The organism is Agrococcus sp. AC640b, assembly GCF_979255995.1.
Genome location: NZ_CEEDMM010000005.1, coordinates 87,783 through 102,276, shown reverse-complemented (window position 1 = coordinate 102,276; position 14,494 = coordinate 87,783). Strand labels below are relative to the sequence as shown.

Sequence of the window (14,494 nt, the reverse complement as noted above, 5' to 3'; positions counted from 1 at the left end):
CTCCCCCCCCCCCCCACGGAGCCTCAGAAGGGAACCTCGGCCTCGGAGGCCGCGAGCGCGGGCTCGCGCGCCTGCTCGAGCCCCGCCGTCGCCGCGCCCGCCGTGCCCGGCGCCGCCCATCCACCGTCGTCGATGCCTCCCGACGCGACTGCGACGGGCGCCGGCGGCCGTGCCGCCTGCACGGACGGCGTCGCCCTCGCCGACTCGGCCGCGGCGCGTGCACGGCGCTGGAACGTGGCGGTGCCGAAGCGCAGCGAGTGCCCGATGACGTCGGCGTCGACCTCGACCGCCGTGCCCTGCCGCTCCCCCTCTCCCCACGTGGCGATGCGGAGCCTGCCTGCCAGCAGCACGGGGTCGCCCTGGCGGATCGACGCGACGACGTGGGTCGCGAGGTCGCCCCAGACCGCGACGGAGTACCAGTTCGTGCCGACGTCGGACCACTGTCCCGTCGACGGATCCTGCCTGCGCAGGGTGGATGCGACGCGCAGGTTCGCGACCTGGCGGCCCGACGGGATGGTGCGCAGCTGCGGGGTCGTGCCCGCCGTGCCCTCGATGATGATGCGATCGGTCATGGCGTCAGCGTGCACGGCACCGGCGTCGGCGCGGACGCCAGACGCTCTGCGTGTGGATGCGGGCAGCCTGTGCGGGACGCGGGGTGCGCGCGACGGCGGTCGCGGCAGCGCGGCGTTCAGCGCCTGATGAAGTCGGAGAAGCCCGCCCGGATCCTCTGCACCTTCGGTGCGGCCACCGCCGTGCAGTAGCCCTGCGTCGGGTTCTTCGCGAAGAAGTCCTGGTGGTGCTCCTCGGCCTCCCACCAGTGGCCGAGCGGCTCGATCGTCGTGACGATCGTGCCTGGCCACCATGCGCTCGCACGGTCGCGCGCCGACTCGAAGCGAGCGCGCTGCGCGTCGTCGATCGGGAACATCGCCGAGCGGTACTGGGTGCCGACGTCAGCGCCCTGCCTGTCGAGCTGCGTCGGGTCGTGCATCGTGAAGAACATGTCGATCAGCACGTCCTCGGGCACGATCCGCTCGTCGAAGACGACGCGCACGGCCTCGGCGTGCCCCGTGAGGCCCGTGCAGACCTGGTCGTAGCTGGGTCCTGGCAGCCTGCCGCCCGTGTATCCCGAGATGACGTCGTCGACGCCCTCGACGATGCGATACGCGGCGTCGAGGCACCAGAAGCAGCCCCCCGCGACGACGATCTCGGCCATGCGCCGAGCCTAGCCGCGCGGCGTGTCGGTGGCCGCACGTAGCGTCGCAGATGCACCGGGGCCGGCCGGCATCGAGAGGAGCACGACATGACCACCACCGCGTATCTGCCCGCACGCTTCGGCCTCGCCATGGCGCAGGTCAACGCATCGATGTGGCGCGTCTCGCGTCCAAGCGGCGACGTCATCGGCCACATCGAGCGGCTCCCCGGCGGCGACGGCGATCGCTTCCGCGCTCGCCGTCTGCTGCCGAGGAGCCACCGCTACCTCTCCCTGGGCGAGTTCTGGTCGATCGACGACGCGATCGACTGCTTCCGCCAGGGCTGAGGCGCAGCGCCCGCGAGGGCTACTGCTTGATCGCGGAGATCTCGATCTCGACCTTGACGTCGTCGCCGAGCATGAAGCCACCGGTCTCGAGCGCGGCGTTGAACGAGATGCCGAACTCGTCGCGGCTGATCGTGAACGTGGCGGTCGCGCCGACGCGCGTGTTGCCGAACGGGTCGCCGCCGAAGCCGCCGACCTCGAGCTCGAGCGTGATGGGGCGCTCGACGCCACGCAGCTGGAGGATGCCGTCGACGAGGTACTCGCCGTCCTCGACGCGCGCGCCGGTCGAGCGGAAGCTCCAGGTCGGGTGCTCGTCGGTGGCGAAGAAGTCGCCGGAGCGCAGGTGCGCGTCGCGGTCGGCGTTGCGCGTGTTGATCGTGGTCGGGTCGACGGTCGCCTCGACGGTCGAGGCGTGCGGGTCGTCGGCGAGCACGATGGTGCCCTCGATGTGCTCGATGTTGCCGCGCACCTTGGCGACCACGTGGCGCACCGAGAAGCTGACGGTCGAGTGGCTCGCGTCGATGACGTAGGTGCCCGCGGCGTAGCCGGGGATCTGCGAGGCGGTGATCGTGTCGGTCATGGTTGCTCCTTGAGACGGGTTCGGGGTCGAGCAGCCGCCGCGGCGAGTGCTTCGATTTCGAACAACCCTGCCACCTCTCGATCCATTCCCGGCGCGCTCGCACCCGCGCGCCTCGGCACGCATCGGCGACTCGTAGGATCGAGGCATTGCCCCCGTAGCTCAATGGATAGAGCATCGGCCTTCTAATCCGACGGTTGCGCGTTCGAGTCGCGCCGGGGGCGCATGCGCTCTGGGATCTGCTTCGACATGGATGGCACGCTCGTCGACACCGAGCCGGTCTGGCACCGCTCGCTCATGGCGATGTGCGCCGCGGAGGGCGTGCCGTGGACGCAGGAGGACTGCGACCGCTACGTCGGCAAGCCCATGGAGCTGTGGATCGCCGACATGCGGGCGCGGGGGATGCCCGGCTCCGACGACGCGCTGCGCGCCCGAGCCGTCGGCATGGTCGCGGAGGCGGTCGGCGACGACGTGCCGTGGCTGCCGGGCGCCCACGAGCTGCTCGTGGCGCTCGCGGACGCCGGCGTGCCGACGGCGCTCGTGACGAACGCGGGTCGCGCGAACGTCGACGCGCTCGTGCGTGCGGCACCCGCAGGCTCGCTCGAGGTCGTCGTGACGAGCGACGACGTGACGGACGCGAAGCCGCACCCGGAGGCCTACCTCACGGCGGCGGCGCTGCTCGGCATCGACCCGGAGCGGTCGATCGGCGTCGAGGACTCGGGTCCGGGCTCGCAGGCCGTCGTCGCGGCGGGCATGGAGCTGTGGTTCGTGCGCAGCCACTCGGCCGATCCGGGATTCGGCCCGGCGCGCTCGGTCGCATCGCTCGCAGAGGTCACCGCCGACGAGGTGCTCGCAGCGCTCGCACGCCGCGCCTGAGCCATGTCGGTGGTCGCTGCGACCCTGATCGCATGCACCGCGCAGCCGACGGCCCCACCGCAGAGCGTCCGACGATGCCCGAGGGCTACGGACTGCCAGCGTCGAGCGAGGGCGTGCTGCCCTGGTCGGCCGTCGAGCAGCGCCTCGTCGCGGCGCGGCACTACTGGCTCGCCACGGTGCGGCCGAACGGCACCCCCCACGTCGTGCCGCGGTGGGGCGTCTGGCTCGACGGTGCGTTCTGGTACGACGGCGCACCCTCGACGCGCCACGCACGCAACGCCGAGGGGAACCCCGCCGTCACCCTCACCCTCGAGTCCGGCGTCGAGGTCGTCATCGTCGAGGGCGCGTCGACCGCGACGCGTGCCGACGCCGAGGGCCTCGGGGCGAGGCTCGCCGCCGCGTTCGCGAAGTACCACGACGACGGCTACGCGCCGGCAGCCGACGCCTGGGAGGGCGACGACGGCGGCGGTCTGCGCGTCGTGACGCCGCACCGCGCGCTCGCGTGGTTCGACTTCCCGAACGACTGCACTCGGTTCCGGCTCTGACGCCGGCAGCCTGCACGACGACTAGGCTCGACGCCGTGCCTGCCGCTGACCGCATCGTCTGGATCGACTGCGAGATGACGGGCCTCGACCCGTCGATCGACGAGCTCGTCGAGGTCGCCGTCCTCGTCACCGACTTCGAGCTGCGGGTGATCGACCCCGGCATCGAGCTCGTCATCAAGCCCTCGGATGCCTCGCTGGCGCAGATGGGCGACTTCGTGCGCGCGATGCACGAGAAGAGCGGACTCGACCGGCTCATCCCGGACGGCATCCCGCTCGCCGACGCCGAGGAGCAGGTGCTGGCGTACATCCGCCGCTTCGTGCCGCTCGAGCGCTCGGCACCGCTGGGCGGCAACACCATCGGCACCGACCGCATGTTCCTCGCCCGCTACATGCCCGCCGTCGACCAGCATCTGCACTACCGCTCGATCGACGTCTCGAGCATCAAGGAGCTGTCGCGACGCTGGTACCCGCGCGCCTACTTCCAGGCGCCGGAGAAGGCGGGCGGACACCGGGCGCTCGCCGACATCCTCGAGTCCGTGCGCGAGCTGCAGTACTACCGCAAGGCCGTCTTCACGAGCGACGACGTCACGAGCGAGGCCGCGCGGAAGGCCTCCGGCGAGGTCGTCGCCTCGTTCGCCGACGCGCTGTCGCCGAACGGCTCGGATCTGTCGTAGACTGTCCTGGTTGCTCCGTCGGCTCGCCCGTCGGATGCAGCGCGTGGTGGGTATAGCTCAGCTGGTAGAGCGCCTGGTTGTGATCTAGGAGGTCGCGGGTTCAAGCCCCGTTACTCACCCCAATGCACGTCCTCGTCGGACAGGTCGTCGACACCCCGCCCGCAGCCATCCGGCTGCGGGCGTCGTTCGATCGAGACGGACCCGTCCATGGCGTCGCGCCGCATCCTCCGCACCCTCGTCGTGGCGACGATCGTCGCCGTTGGCGTGAGCGTGCTCGCCCCGCTCGCACCTGCATCGACCGCCGAGGCGCACACGACGCATCGCATCGCAGGCTCCGATCGCTACGCGACGGCCGTCCAGGTCTCGCAGCGCACCCCGTACGACTCGCGCACCGTCTTCCTCGCTTCGGGCGAGGGATTCGCCGACGCCCTCGCCGCAGCGCCCGTCGCAGCGGCGGAGCAGGCACGGCTGCTCCTCACCGCGCGCGGCCACGTGCCGCAGGTCGTGCTCGACGAGCTCGCTCGCCTCTCCCCCGTGAGCCCCGTCGCCGTGGTGATCGTCGGCGGCGAGGCGTCGGTGTCGGATGCCGTGCGACAGCAGCTCGTCGCCGCCGGCCACCCGGTCGAGCGCATCGCGGGCGCCGACCGGGTCGAGACGTCGATGCGACTGCTGGAGCGGCTCCGCCGCAGCGGCCCGGTGAGCGAGATCTGGGTCGTGTCGGGCTGGTCGTTCGCCGACGCGCTCGTCGCAGGCTCGATCGCCGGCAGGAACCGCGCCGCCGTCGTCCTCGCGTATCACGGGTCGTCGCAGACCGACCTGCTCGCGTGGATCGACCGCGTCCGGCCGGCCTACCAGGGGCTCGGCGTGAACGTCGCGGGCGGCTGGCCGTCGGTGTCTCGAGCGGCGGAGGACTGGATCGGTGCCACGGGCGCCGCGGGCGTGTGGCGCTACGAGGGGGCCGACCGGTACGCCACGGCGAGTGCCATCCACGACCGGTTCTCGCCCCCTCGCGACTGGAACCGCACGATGCTGCTCGCGACGGGCGAGTCCTTCCCCGATGCCATGGCAGCCTCGGTGCTCGCCGCCTACGACCACACGCCGCTGTACCTCGCGCCGCGCGCGTGCAACACCGAGGTGGCGACGATGCTGCGTGCCGAGCGCGACGAACGCGGCATCGACACCGTGCACGCGCTCGGCGACGAGTCGGCGCTCAGCAGCACCGCGGCCGCCCTCTGGGACTGCCCGATCATCCCCACGCGACCCCCGCGCCCCTGACCCGGCCTGCACGGCCGAGGCGCGCGCGCTCGGGAGCATAGGCCCGAGGCGCCTGGCGGTCACCCGCTGGCGCGATCCGCAGCGAGGGAGGATGCTGGGGGCCCTGCCGGACGCTCCATATGCGTGCCGGCGAGAGAGGCAGCGACCATGCAGGCTCGCCCCCACCGCGACACCATCGCACCCACCCCGTGAGCCGACGGCTCGTCACGCTTCCCACGGGCGCGATCGTCGCGCTCGCGTTCGGCGCCAGCGCGCACGCCGTCGAGACGATCGTGATGTGCAACCCACCCGGGTACTCGGGCTTCGTCGATCCCGATCCGAGCGTGACGGCGGACTTCACGGTGCGGATCGCGTCGCTGGACCCCGTGATCACCGGCGCGCAGTCCGCGAACGTGACGCCCGCCTCGCACGCCGACGTCATCGCCGCCTATCTCGCCGAGGCGCGCTCGACCACGGGCGACGGCGGCGGCACGACCGGCCGTGTCGGCCTGCTCGGCTGGGGCGATGGCGCACTCGTGGCGACGGCCCTCGCGCTCGCGCATCCGGAGCTCGTCGACCGCATCGCCCTCGTCGCACCCACCTACGGTGCGGAAGGTGGCGAGCTCGACTCCGACGTCGCGCCGGCTGCGGCGCAGGACGACCCGACGGGCTTCGAACGCCGCCTGCACCGATCGCTGCTCGAGCGCGAGCGTCGGCGCGGTGCACGCGTCGACCTCGTCGGCGGCGACGACCTGCGCGACCGGTGGCGCGACCTGCACCGCGACGGTGTCGAGGTGCTGTCGATCGACGCGCCCGACGCTGCCGACGGGATGGACCCTGCGACCCCGGCGCGTGTGCTCGTCGACTCGTGGCGCCGCGTGCTGCAGCATCTCGTGCGACCGGACCAGACCCATCACCTCGACAGGGAGCGCCTGCGATGACCGACCGACCCACCCCCGACGCCCCCGTCGACGAGCACACCCAGTGGCCGCACGACGGCCTCGACGTCGAGGTCGTCGCTCCCGAGATCGGCGCCGACGATCTGCGGCCCGAGCCCGTCGAGGCGCACGCGGACGCCGCCGATGAGCCGGGACCGGGGCCCGAGCGCGAGCCCGGCCTGCGGCCCGAGCCGGAGCTCGACGCGTACGACGCCGCGCACGCGCAGCCGCCCGTCGTCGAGGCCGCGACGCCGCTGGGAGGGGCACCGACGACGTTCGCGATCGGGGTCGCGTCGATCGTCGTGGCATCGGCGGCAGGGATCGCGCTGCTGCTCACGCGCCGTCGGCGCTGAGCACGCCTCCGCTCGGCGTCGCACCCCTGCGCCGAGCGGGTGCGCATGCGGATGCGCGCATACATCTGCGTATGGCATACGCAGTCCGATAGCGTGAGGACATCGACTCGATACGAATCGGATCGGTGTCTCGACGGCAGGAGGTCTGCATGACGATCGCACTCGATGGGCTCGGTCCCGTCCGCACGACGAAGGCCAGCGGCGCAGCCCGCGGCCCCAGCACGTTCTCTTCCCTCTCGAGGGCCGTGAAGGATGCGGGACTCCTCGAACGGGCCCGCGGCTTCTACCTGGTCGTCGGCATCGCCCTCGTCCTCGCCCTCGCTGGGCTCGGCACCGCGTTCGTGCTGCTGGGCGACTCGTGGCTCCAGCTCATCGTCGCCGGCGCGCTCGGCCTGCTGCTCACGCAGTTCGCCTTCCTCGCCCACGAGGCCTCGCACCGCCAGATCTTCCAGTCGGGCCCCGCGAACGACCGTCTCGGTCGATTCCTCGCCGCCGGCGTCGTCGGCATCTCGTACGCCTGGTGGATGACGAAGCACACGCGCCACCACGCGAACCCCAACCGTCGCGAGCACGACCCCGACGTCGCGTGGGACACGGTCTCGTTCCTGCCGGAGGACGCAGCCCGCCAGACCGGCCTGCTCGCCGCGATCACGCGCAGGCAGGGCTACCTCTTCTTCCCCCTGCTGACCCTCGAGGGCATCAACCTCCACTACCGCGGCCTGAGCCTGCTGGTGTCGAAGGAGCCCGTGCCCGGTCGTTGGATCGAGCTCGGCATGATCGCCGCGCGCTTCGCGATCTACCTCACGGTGCTGTTCGCGTTCCTGCCGCTGGGCATGGCGTTCGCGTTCCTCGGCGTGCAGCTCGCGGTCTTCGGCGTGTACATGGGCGCCTCGTTCGCCCCGAACCACAAGGGCATGCCGCTCGTGGGCGCCGCCGAGCGTCTCGACTTCCTCACGAAGCAGGTGCGCACCTCGCGCGACATCACCGGCGGCTGGTGGGCGACGACGCTCTTCGGCGGTCTCAACCACCAGGTCGTGCACCACCTGTTCCCGAGCATGGCGAGGCCGCACCTGTCGAAGGCGCGCAACCTCGTGCGCGAGCACTGCAAGACGCACGACATCCCCTACACCGAGGCGAGCCTGCTCGAGTCGTACGGCACCGTCATCCGGTACCTCAACGAGGTGGGCCTGCAGGCGCGCGACCCGTTCGACTGCCCCCTCGTGCAGCGCTTCCGTCGTCGCTGACCGGTAGCGTGGGCGCGATGCCCATGCCGTTCGCGATCAGCCCCGAGGAGTTCGAGGGCGTCGTCACCGACGAGCTCGACGCGCTGCCAGACGAGATGGTCGACGGCCTCGACAACGTGGTGTTCCTCGTCGAGGACCGCCACGAGACCGAGGATCTGCTCGGCATCTACGAGGGGGTCGCGATCACCGATCGCGGCCACTACGGCTTCGGCGAGCTGCCCGATCGCATCGTCGTGTTCCGCGAGGCGCACCTCGAGCGGTGCTCGACGATGGACGAGCTGCACGACGAGGTGCACACGACGCTCGTGCACGAGATCGCGCACTTCTACGGCATCGACGACGCCGAGCTGCATCGGCTCGGCTGGGCGTGACGTCGCGGGGGCTCACTCCCCCGGCAGCACGACGCCCAGCTGCGCGCGCACGTCGTCCATGATGCGCATGACGCGCAGCGTCTCGCTCCACGGCATCTCCGGCGTCTCGCGCTCGCCTGCCGCCGCGGCGCGCGCGAGGGCGACGGCCTCGTAGCGCAGGCCGTGCTCGCGCTCGTCGGGCTCGAAGACGTCGAGCACCTCGCCGCCCGGTGCGACGAGCCGGATCGTCGTGGGGCGGTAGAAGTCGCCGTCGAGCTCGAGCCGCGCCTCGGTGCCTGCCACGACCGCCGTCGTCGGCGTCTTCGCCGACATGCCCGACTGGCACGTCGCCACGACGCCACCCTGGCCCGAGAGGGTCACGACCTCCTGCTCGTCGACGCCCTGCGGCGTCCGCGAGCCCACGACGTGGATGGCATCCACCGTCGGCAGCAGCATCGCCGCGAGGTGGATGGGGTAGACGCCGAGGTCGAGCAGGGCGCCGCCGGCGAGCGACGGCTCGGCGAGACGCGCGGGGCCGTCGGGCCACAGCAGCTGCCCGTGGTCGGCGGTCACGGAGCGCAGCTCGCCGAGGACGCCCTGCGCGACGGCCTGCCGCACGACGTCGTAGCCGGGCAGGTACCGCGACCACATGGCCTCGGCGACCGCCACGCCCGCATGCCGCGCGGCGTCGAGCACCTCGACCGCCTCGCCGGCGTTGCGCGTGAACGCCTTCTCGACGAGCACGTGCCTGCCCGCGTCGATCACGGCGAGCGCATGCTCGCGGTGCGCCGAGTGCGGCGATGCGACGTAGATGGCGTCGAGGTCCTGCGCGAGCAGCCAGTCGTGGTCGCCGGAGCCTGCGATGCCGTGGCGCTGTGCGAACGCCGCCGCGCGGTCCGCCGAGCGCGAGCCGACGGCGACCACCTGCTGCCCGGTGCCCTGCTGCAGCGCCTCCACCATGGCCGAGGCGATGCCGCCTGGTCCGAGGATGCCCCATCGCAGGCTCGGCGCATCGCGCGGGTCGAGGGTGGTCGGTGCCGGCAGTCGTCGCTGAGCCATGCCGCCATCGTGGCATGCGTGCAGCGTCAGCGGCAGTCGCGCACCTCGGTCGCGAGCGTCCGAGAGCCCTCGCGGGCGTAGAACGCGTCCTCCTGCGCCCGCCACCCCTCCCACCAGTCGTCGACGCCGTCGCGCGCGAGGGCCCTCGCCCGGCGCGTGGCCTCGTCGCAGTCGAGCCACACGGCACGCTCGGCGAGCGCTGCCGCGGCGCGGGACAGCGCCCCGCACCCCTCGAGCACGAGGTGCGCTCCCGCGGCGAGCCGATGCTCCTCAGCGCGTGCGTCCGCGGCCCAGTCCCACCGTCGCCACACGGCATCGTCGCCTCGGGCGAGCGGCTGCAGGATGCGCTCGAGCGCGTACGCAGCGCCCTCCTCGAGCCCGCCCCAGCCTGGATACAGGTCGTCCATGTGCACGACGGTGCCACCGAGCTCGGCGGCGAGCGCATCGGCGAGCACGGTCTTGCCGGATCCCGAGCGGCCGTCGAGCAGCCAGACGCGGCTCACGTGCCCACCAGCCGGAACGATCCGGTCGCGATCGACGCGCCGAGCGCCGCGCCGACGACCACGACGACGGCGACGAGCAGCACCGTGTCGGCGACCCCGAGCCGCGACGGTCGCGCCCACGTGCGCGCGCCGTGCCCGAAGCCGCGAGCCTCCATGGCCGTCGCGAGGCGGCCGCCGCGGCGCACCGCGATGACGAGCAGCGTGAAGGCCATGCCGAACGCGCGGCGCACGCGCCCGCCGTCGCCGAGCCCGCGCGCTCGCCTGGCGGCGGCGAGCGCATCCCAGTCGTCGCGCAGCACCGCGAAGAGCCGGATGCCCGCGAGCGCTGCGAGCACGAAGCGGGCTGGCAGCCGCAGCACCTGCGCGAGCCCGTCGCCGAGCCGCGTCGCGTCGATGCCGCCCAGCAGCGCGAGCGTCGGCACGCCGATGGCGAGCACGCGCAGCGCGATCGCGGTGGCGAGGGCGATGGAGTCGTCGCTCACGATCGCGAGCCACAGCTGCCAGTGGATGCGGCCGCCAGGCTCGGCGTACAGCAGCATGCTCGCGCCCGACAGCGGCGCGGCGATCAGCATCGGCCACGCGCGCCGCAGGATCGTGCGCGGGCCGACCCCCGCGGCGAGCACGCCCGCGAGGCCTCCCGCGAGCGCGACGGCGGCGCTCACGACGTCGATCGTCACGAGCAGCGGGAGGGAGAAGGCGATCGCCGCGAGGAACGGCGTCACGGGATTCACGCGGTCGACGAGGCGCACGCGCGTCGCAGGCGTCGCGACACGGGGCTCGGGCACCGCCGTCACGCGGCGACCTCGAGCCGCACGACGCGGTCGCCGAGCACGCGCACGACGTCGGCGTCGTGCGACACCGACAGCAGCGCGGCACCGCCCGCGACGAGCTCGGCCATGAGGGTCACGAGCTCGCGCCACGTGCGACGATCCTGGCCGAACGTGGGCTCGTCGAGCACGATGACCCTCGGCCCGGTGGCGAGCACCGTCGCGACCGAGAGCCTGCGCTGCTCGCCGCCGGAGAGCGTGAACGGATGCGCGTCGGCGACGTGCCGCAGCCGCAGGCGCTCCAGCAGCGCGTCGATGCGCGCGGCGTGCTCGGCGTCGGGCACGCCGACGGCGCGCAGCCCCAGCGCGAGCTCGTCGCGCACGCTGCGACCGAGCAGCTGATGCTCCGGCTCCTGGAACACCATGCCCATGCGGGTCGCGAGGACGCTCGAGCGCCATCGCGTCGGATCGTCGCCGAGGCCGCCCGCCAGCGCCTCGCGGGCGACGAGCGCCCCGCCGAGCGGCCGCAGCAGCGTGGCCATCGTGAGGGCGAGCGTCGACTTGCCAGCGCCGTTGGGTCCGACGACGACCGTCGACGTCCCTGCCTCGAGCGCGAGGTCGATCGGGGGCTGCACGGGGGTTCCCCGACCGACGACGAGCGCCTCGGCAGCCAGGAGCTCCTGCCCTGGCACGACGGCCCTGTCGACCTCGACCGGGTGCCCAGGCACCCACACGCCGCGCTCGGCGAGCGCGTCGCCGTGCTCGGCGAGCACGCGGTCGGCGGGACCGTCTGCGAGCACGCCACCACCGGGGTCGAGCACGACGACGCGGTCGACGACCGGCAGCCACGTGCTCACGCGATGCTCCACGACGACGAGCGTCGCGCCCGTCTCGGCCACGGCGCGCGCGACGGCATCGCGCACCTCCAAGGCCCCCTCGGGGTCGAGGTTCGCCGTCGGCTCGTCGAGCAGCAGGAGTCCCGGCCGCATCGCGAGCACGCCAGCGAGCGCCAGGCGCTGACGCTGCCCGCCCGAGAGCGCCGCCGTCGACCGGTCGAGCGCGACGTCGAGGCCGACGGCCTCGAGCGCCGCGTGCACGCGGCTCCAGATCTCGTCGGGCGGCACGCGCAGGTTCTCGCACCCGAAGGCGACGTCGTCGCCGACCCTCGACAGGATCGTGTTCGACTGCGGATCCTGCAGCACGAGCCCTGCCGTGCCTCGCAGCCCGGCCGGGTGCACGCCGTCGACGGCGAGCGAGCCGGTCTCCTCGCCATCCTCCGCGTCGCCGAGCACGCCCGCGAGTCCCGCCAGCAGGGTCGACTTGCCCGCGCCGGAGGGGCCCAGCAGCAGCACGCGCTCCCCCGCGGCGATCGCGAGGTCGAGCCCGGAGACGGCAGGGGCCGTGCGCGCCGCATGACGCCAGCCCCAGCCGGCCGCGCGGATCGCGGCGCCCGTCACGCGGTTCGACTCGCCTCGCGTCCCGCGGCGAATCGCTGCAGGGCGCCGGTCGCGGCGAGCGCGCGAACGAGCAGCCAGCCGACGAGGCCCGCCAGCAGCGCACCGGAGACGACGAGGGACGCCAGGTAGATGGCGAGGAACTCGGCGCTGAGCGCGAGGTTGCCGGAGAGGAACAGCTCGAGCGTCCACGCCGCGACCGCCGCGCCGACGCCCGCGAGCATCGCGACGGGGATGCCGAAGCGGCGGTAGAGGAAGAGCGCGAAGATCAGCTCTGCGCCGATGCCCTGCGCGAGCCCCGAGTAGAGCGTCTCGATCGACCACTGGCTGCCCAGCAGCGTCGACACGAGCGCTGCGAGCAGCTCGACGAACAGCGCGGCGCCCGGCTTGCGGATGACGAGGCCGCCGATGACGCCGCCGATGAGCCAGATGCCCACGGCGATGCCGCCGAAGCCGGGCGTCAGCGCGTCCATGACGCCGAACCAGGCGCCGCCGACGGCGTTCCAGAGCACGAACAGCAGGCCGCAGGCGACGCCGAGCACGGCGGCGGTGACGATGTCGACGACGCGCCAGCGCAGGCGCGGACGCCGCGCCGCGGGGGCGGTCGAGGCTGCGGGCGTGGAGGTGGGGTGGGACATGGAGTGCCTTTCGGATGAACGGCACGGGTGAGATCGCTCCCTGCGCCGGCATGACCCGGATCAGGTTCGACGGTCGGAGGCTTCGGCCTCCCTCTCAGCCCGGCGCACCGGACTCCCGTGGTATCCGATCATCGTAGTCGCGACGTAGCCTGGTGACGTGCATGTCTCTCGGCTCGTGACGATCGGCGACTCGTTCACGGAGGGCTACGGCGACGACCAGCCGGACGGCACCGTGCGCGGCTGGGGCGACCTGGCCGCCGTCGGCCTCGCGACGGCGCAGGGAGCGCCCATCGAGTACGCGAACCTCGCCGTGCGCGGCCGCAAGCTCGGCAGGATCCTCGACGAGCAGCTCGACGCCGCGATCGCGCTGCGGCCCTCGCACGTGTCCATCAACGGCGGCGGCAACGACATCCTGCGCCCGCGCGTCACGATCGACTGGGTCAGCGGGCGACTCGAGCAGGCCGTGCACCGCATCCTCGACGCGGGCATCACGCCCGTGATGGTCTCGGGGGCGAACCCCTCCGGCGTCATGGCGGGCGGCGGGCTCATGGGCCGTCGCGGCGACGCGCTGCGCGACGCGGTGCGCGCATGGTCGGTCGATCTCGACGTGCCGTTCGTCGACAACTGGACCGACGTCGAGCTGCGGCACGGACGATTCTGGACCGACGACCGCCTGCACCTCAACGCCGCAGGCCACGCGCGGGCCGCGACGACGTTCCTGCGCGCACTCGATCACGAGGCGCCCGCGGCGTGGCGCGACCTCGTGCCGGCGACGACGGCGGAGGGTCGCCGCGACGCCGCCTACTACCGCACGCATGTGATGCCCTGGATCGGGCGCCGCCTGACGGGCAGGTCGTCCGGCGACGGCCGCACGGCGAAGATCGCGTTCCCCGTCGTGGTGGAGCCGCTCGCCTGACGAGCGACGGCAGCGTCTGCTCGGCAGGAGCCGCTCAGCCCACCCCGCTCGCGTCGTCGAAGATGTCCTCGATCGCACGGTCGAACGTGCGGGCGAGGCGGAACGCGAGCGGCAGCGACGGGTCGAAGCGGCCGCGTTCGATGGAGATGATCGTCTGCCGCGAGACCCCGAGCTCGTCGGCGAGCCGCTGCTGCGACCAGCCGCGCTCGCGTCGCAGCGCCGGCAGCTCGTTGCGCACGCCGTCAGCCCCTCGTCCTGACGAGCAGGTAGCGCACGCCGAAGGCGACCATGGCGACCACGATGACCGCAGGCAGCACGACGACCGCTGGCGGCTCGAGGCCGCCGAACGCGACGACGGTGGTGCCCAGGCCGACGACGAGCAGCACGTCTGTGAACGCCTTGCTGGCAGCGGCGTCGTACCACTGCGACTCGACCGACTCCTCGGGGCGGTCGACGGCACCGTGCAGCGTCTCGCGATCGACGACGAGCGCCCATGCGAGGCCGAAGCAGGGCCAGACGGTGACGAACGCGAAGGCGATCCCGCCGATGACGGGACGCGGACCGGCGACGCCCGTGAGCGTCACGAGCACGCCGATGCCGGCAGCCAGGACGATCGCGACGGGGATCGCGACCCAGAGGGTCGATGCGCCGCTGCCCCGCAGCGTGCCCCAGCGGCTGCGGGGGTCGCTCGCGTGCTCGTCGGCCGAGTGATCGCGCAGTTCCATCGTCGCCTCCAATGTCTAGTGTGCTTGACGTCAAGCGAGCATGACATGTCAAGCGTGCTTCACGCAAGGCGCCGACGACCAGGGGGC

At 72.9% G+C, this 14,494-nt stretch carries 20 protein-coding genes, 2 tRNA genes and 1 riboswitch; of the genes, 12 read left to right on the top strand and 10 right to left on the bottom strand.

Translation table 11 applies throughout. The features are described 5' to 3' along the window. Positions 1-23 precede the first annotated feature (23 nt). Together ACZ6H8_RS03520 and msrA are read right to left on the bottom strand one after the other, a co-directional pair. On the bottom strand, positions 24-572 hold the full coding sequence (locus ACZ6H8_RS03520) for a single-stranded DNA-binding protein (RefSeq protein ID WP_464144504.1): 549 nt from the start codon (positions 570-572) through the stop codon (positions 24-26). A 116-nt stretch (positions 573-688) separates the two neighbouring features. After that, entirely contained in the window at positions 689-1,213 is a 525-nt protein-coding gene (gene msrA / locus ACZ6H8_RS03515) for a peptide-methionine (S)-S-oxide reductase MsrA (RefSeq protein WP_464144503.1), read from the bottom strand. Between the two features lie 87 nt (positions 1,214-1,300). Between msrA and ACZ6H8_RS03510 the strand changes: the two genes are divergently transcribed. Further along, entirely contained in the window at positions 1,301-1,537 is a 237-nt protein-coding gene (locus tag ACZ6H8_RS03510) for a hypothetical protein (RefSeq protein ID WP_464144502.1), read from the top strand. A 19-nt stretch (positions 1,538-1,556) separates the two neighbouring features. Here the strand turns inward: ACZ6H8_RS03510 and ACZ6H8_RS03505 are convergent, their stop codons facing one another. Continuing rightward, complete coding sequence (locus tag ACZ6H8_RS03505) at positions 1,557-2,114, bottom strand: YceI family protein (protein ID WP_464144501.1); 558 nt, start codon at positions 2,112-2,114, stop codon at positions 1,557-1,559. A 148-nt stretch (positions 2,115-2,262) separates the two neighbouring features. Here ACZ6H8_RS03505 and ACZ6H8_RS03500 point away from each other — a divergent pair. From ACZ6H8_RS03500 to ACZ6H8_RS03455, 10 genes are all read left to right on the top strand, one after another. After that, positions 2,263-2,335, top strand: a tRNA-Arg gene (locus ACZ6H8_RS03500). A gap of 1 nt (position 2,336) precedes the next feature. Next, a complete protein-coding gene (locus ACZ6H8_RS03495; protein ID WP_464144499.1) occupies positions 2,337-2,987 on the top strand; it encodes an HAD family hydrolase in 651 nt (216 codons plus the stop codon). A 32-nt stretch (positions 2,988-3,019) separates the two neighbouring features. Further along, positions 3,020-3,532 carry a pyridoxamine 5'-phosphate oxidase family protein gene (locus ACZ6H8_RS03490; protein WP_464144497.1) on the top strand — a complete coding sequence of 171 codons (513 nt, stop codon included), beginning with the start codon at positions 3,020-3,022 and terminating at the stop codon, positions 3,530-3,532. A 35-nt stretch (positions 3,533-3,567) separates the two neighbouring features. Then, the gene (gene orn / locus ACZ6H8_RS03485) at positions 3,568-4,206 is read left to right on the top strand and encodes an oligoribonuclease (protein ID WP_464144494.1); all 639 of its coding nucleotides are present in this window, start codon (positions 3,568-3,570) and stop codon (positions 4,204-4,206) included. A 46-nt stretch (positions 4,207-4,252) separates the two neighbouring features. Beyond that, a tRNA-His gene (locus ACZ6H8_RS03480) sits at positions 4,253-4,328 on the top strand. Between the two features lie 85 nt (positions 4,329-4,413). Continuing rightward, positions 4,414-5,481: a cell wall-binding repeat-containing protein gene (locus tag ACZ6H8_RS03475; protein WP_464144492.1), complete on the top strand. Its 1,068-nt coding sequence runs from the start codon at positions 4,414-4,416 to the stop codon at positions 5,479-5,481. Positions 5,482-5,669: 188 nt separating this feature from the next. Further along, on the top strand, positions 5,670-6,401 hold the full coding sequence (locus ACZ6H8_RS03470) for a hypothetical protein (protein WP_464144490.1): 732 nt from the start codon (positions 5,670-5,672) through the stop codon (positions 6,399-6,401). Continuing rightward, on the top strand, positions 6,398-6,751 hold the full coding sequence (locus ACZ6H8_RS03465; RefSeq protein ID WP_464144488.1) for a hypothetical protein: 354 nt from the start codon (positions 6,398-6,400) through the stop codon (positions 6,749-6,751). The genes ACZ6H8_RS03470 and ACZ6H8_RS03465 overlap by 4 nt, the downstream gene beginning before the upstream one ends. Positions 6,752-6,900: 149 nt before the next feature. Next, complete coding sequence (locus ACZ6H8_RS03460) at positions 6,901-7,995, top strand: fatty acid desaturase family protein (RefSeq protein ID WP_464144486.1); 1,095 nt, start codon at positions 6,901-6,903, stop codon at positions 7,993-7,995. A 23-nt stretch (positions 7,996-8,018) separates the two neighbouring features. Beyond that, positions 8,019-8,366: a metallopeptidase family protein gene (locus ACZ6H8_RS03455; protein ID WP_464144528.1), complete on the top strand. Its 348-nt coding sequence runs from the start codon at positions 8,019-8,021 to the stop codon at positions 8,364-8,366. 12 nt (positions 8,367-8,378) lie between these two features. On the opposite strand, the gene ACZ6H8_RS03450 is transcribed toward ACZ6H8_RS03455, so the two are convergent. Genes ACZ6H8_RS03450 through ACZ6H8_RS03430 form a run of 5 tightly spaced genes read right to left on the bottom strand, consistent with a single transcriptional unit; the run spans position 8,379 to position 12,766 of the window. Then, positions 8,379-9,404, bottom strand: coding sequence for a Gfo/Idh/MocA family protein (locus ACZ6H8_RS03450; protein WP_464144484.1), 1,026 nt, complete (start codon positions 9,402-9,404; stop codon positions 8,379-8,381). A 26-nt stretch (positions 9,405-9,430) separates the two neighbouring features. Then, positions 9,431-9,907 (bottom strand): AAA family ATPase, encoded by a 477-nt coding sequence (locus ACZ6H8_RS03445; RefSeq protein ID WP_464144483.1) that lies wholly within the window; start codon positions 9,905-9,907, stop codon positions 9,431-9,433. Then, positions 9,904-10,692: an energy-coupling factor transporter transmembrane component T family protein gene (locus ACZ6H8_RS03440; protein ID WP_464144480.1), complete on the bottom strand. Its 789-nt coding sequence runs from the start codon at positions 10,690-10,692 to the stop codon at positions 9,904-9,906. The genes ACZ6H8_RS03445 and ACZ6H8_RS03440 overlap by 4 nt, the downstream gene beginning before the upstream one ends. A gap of 5 nt (positions 10,693-10,697) precedes the next feature. Further along, positions 10,698-12,131, bottom strand: a complete 1,434-nt coding sequence (locus ACZ6H8_RS03435; protein WP_464144477.1) for an ABC transporter ATP-binding protein — start codon at positions 12,129-12,131, stop codon at positions 10,698-10,700. Further along, complete coding sequence (locus ACZ6H8_RS03430; protein ID WP_464144475.1) at positions 12,128-12,766, bottom strand: ECF transporter S component; 639 nt, start codon at positions 12,764-12,766, stop codon at positions 12,128-12,130. Before ACZ6H8_RS03430 ends, ACZ6H8_RS03435 begins: the two co-directional genes overlap by 4 nt. A gap of 20 nt (positions 12,767-12,786) precedes the next feature. Then, positions 12,787-12,895: riboswitch (TPP riboswitch) on the bottom strand. 28 nt (positions 12,896-12,923) lie between these two features. On the opposite strand from ACZ6H8_RS03430, the gene ACZ6H8_RS03425 reads away from it, so the two are divergent. Then, positions 12,924-13,682: an SGNH/GDSL hydrolase family protein gene (locus tag ACZ6H8_RS03425; RefSeq protein WP_464144473.1), complete on the top strand. Its 759-nt coding sequence runs from the start codon at positions 12,924-12,926 to the stop codon at positions 13,680-13,682. Positions 13,683-13,716: 34 nt separating this feature from the next. Here ACZ6H8_RS03425 and ACZ6H8_RS03420 read toward each other — a convergent pair whose 3' ends face one another. Together ACZ6H8_RS03420 and ACZ6H8_RS03415 are read right to left on the bottom strand one after the other, a co-directional pair. Continuing rightward, positions 13,717-13,920 carry a helix-turn-helix transcriptional regulator gene (locus tag ACZ6H8_RS03420; protein ID WP_464144471.1) on the bottom strand — a complete coding sequence of 68 codons (204 nt, stop codon included), beginning with the start codon at positions 13,918-13,920 and terminating at the stop codon, positions 13,717-13,719. Positions 13,921-13,924: 4 nt separating this feature from the next. Further along, the gene (locus tag ACZ6H8_RS03415) at positions 13,925-14,407 is read right to left on the bottom strand and encodes a hypothetical protein (RefSeq protein ID WP_464144468.1); all 483 of its coding nucleotides are present in this window, start codon (positions 14,405-14,407) and stop codon (positions 13,925-13,927) included. Positions 14,408-14,494: the final 87 nt, after the last annotated feature.

Excerpts from the sequence above, each read along its gene's own strand:
- ACZ6H8_RS03520 (WP_464144504.1), bottom strand. The coding sequence starts at position 572 with ATGACCGATCGCATCATCATCGAGGGCACGGCGGGCACGACCCCGCAG.
- msrA (WP_464144503.1), bottom strand. The coding sequence starts at position 1,213 with ATGGCCGAGATCGTCGTCGCGGGGGGCTGCTTCTGGTGCCTCGACGCC.
- ACZ6H8_RS03510 (WP_464144502.1), top strand. The coding sequence starts at position 1,301 with ATGACCACCACCGCGTATCTGCCCGCACGCTTCGGCCTCGCCATGGCG.
- ACZ6H8_RS03505 (WP_464144501.1), bottom strand. The coding sequence starts at position 2,114 with ATGACCGACACGATCACCGCCTCGCAGATCCCCGGCTACGCCGCGGGC.
- ACZ6H8_RS03495 (WP_464144499.1), top strand. The coding sequence starts at position 2,337 with ATGCGCTCTGGGATCTGCTTCGACATGGATGGCACGCTCGTCGACACC.
- ACZ6H8_RS03490 (WP_464144497.1), top strand. The coding sequence starts at position 3,020 with ATGCACCGCGCAGCCGACGGCCCCACCGCAGAGCGTCCGACGATGCCC.
- ACZ6H8_RS03475 (WP_464144492.1), top strand. The coding sequence starts at position 4,414 with ATGGCGTCGCGCCGCATCCTCCGCACCCTCGTCGTGGCGACGATCGTC.
- ACZ6H8_RS03465 (WP_464144488.1), top strand. The coding sequence starts at position 6,398 with ATGACCGACCGACCCACCCCCGACGCCCCCGTCGACGAGCACACCCAG.
- ACZ6H8_RS03460 (WP_464144486.1), top strand. The coding sequence starts at position 6,901 with ATGACGATCGCACTCGATGGGCTCGGTCCCGTCCGCACGACGAAGGCC.
- ACZ6H8_RS03455 (WP_464144528.1), top strand. The coding sequence starts at position 8,019 with ATGCCGTTCGCGATCAGCCCCGAGGAGTTCGAGGGCGTCGTCACCGAC.
- ACZ6H8_RS03450 (WP_464144484.1), bottom strand. The coding sequence starts at position 9,404 with ATGGCTCAGCGACGACTGCCGGCACCGACCACCCTCGACCCGCGCGAT.
- ACZ6H8_RS03430 (WP_464144475.1), bottom strand. The coding sequence starts at position 12,766 with ATGTCCCACCCCACCTCCACGCCCGCAGCCTCGACCGCCCCCGCGGCG.
- ACZ6H8_RS03415 (WP_464144468.1), bottom strand. The coding sequence starts at position 14,407 with ATGGAACTGCGCGATCACTCGGCCGACGAGCACGCGAGCGACCCCCGC.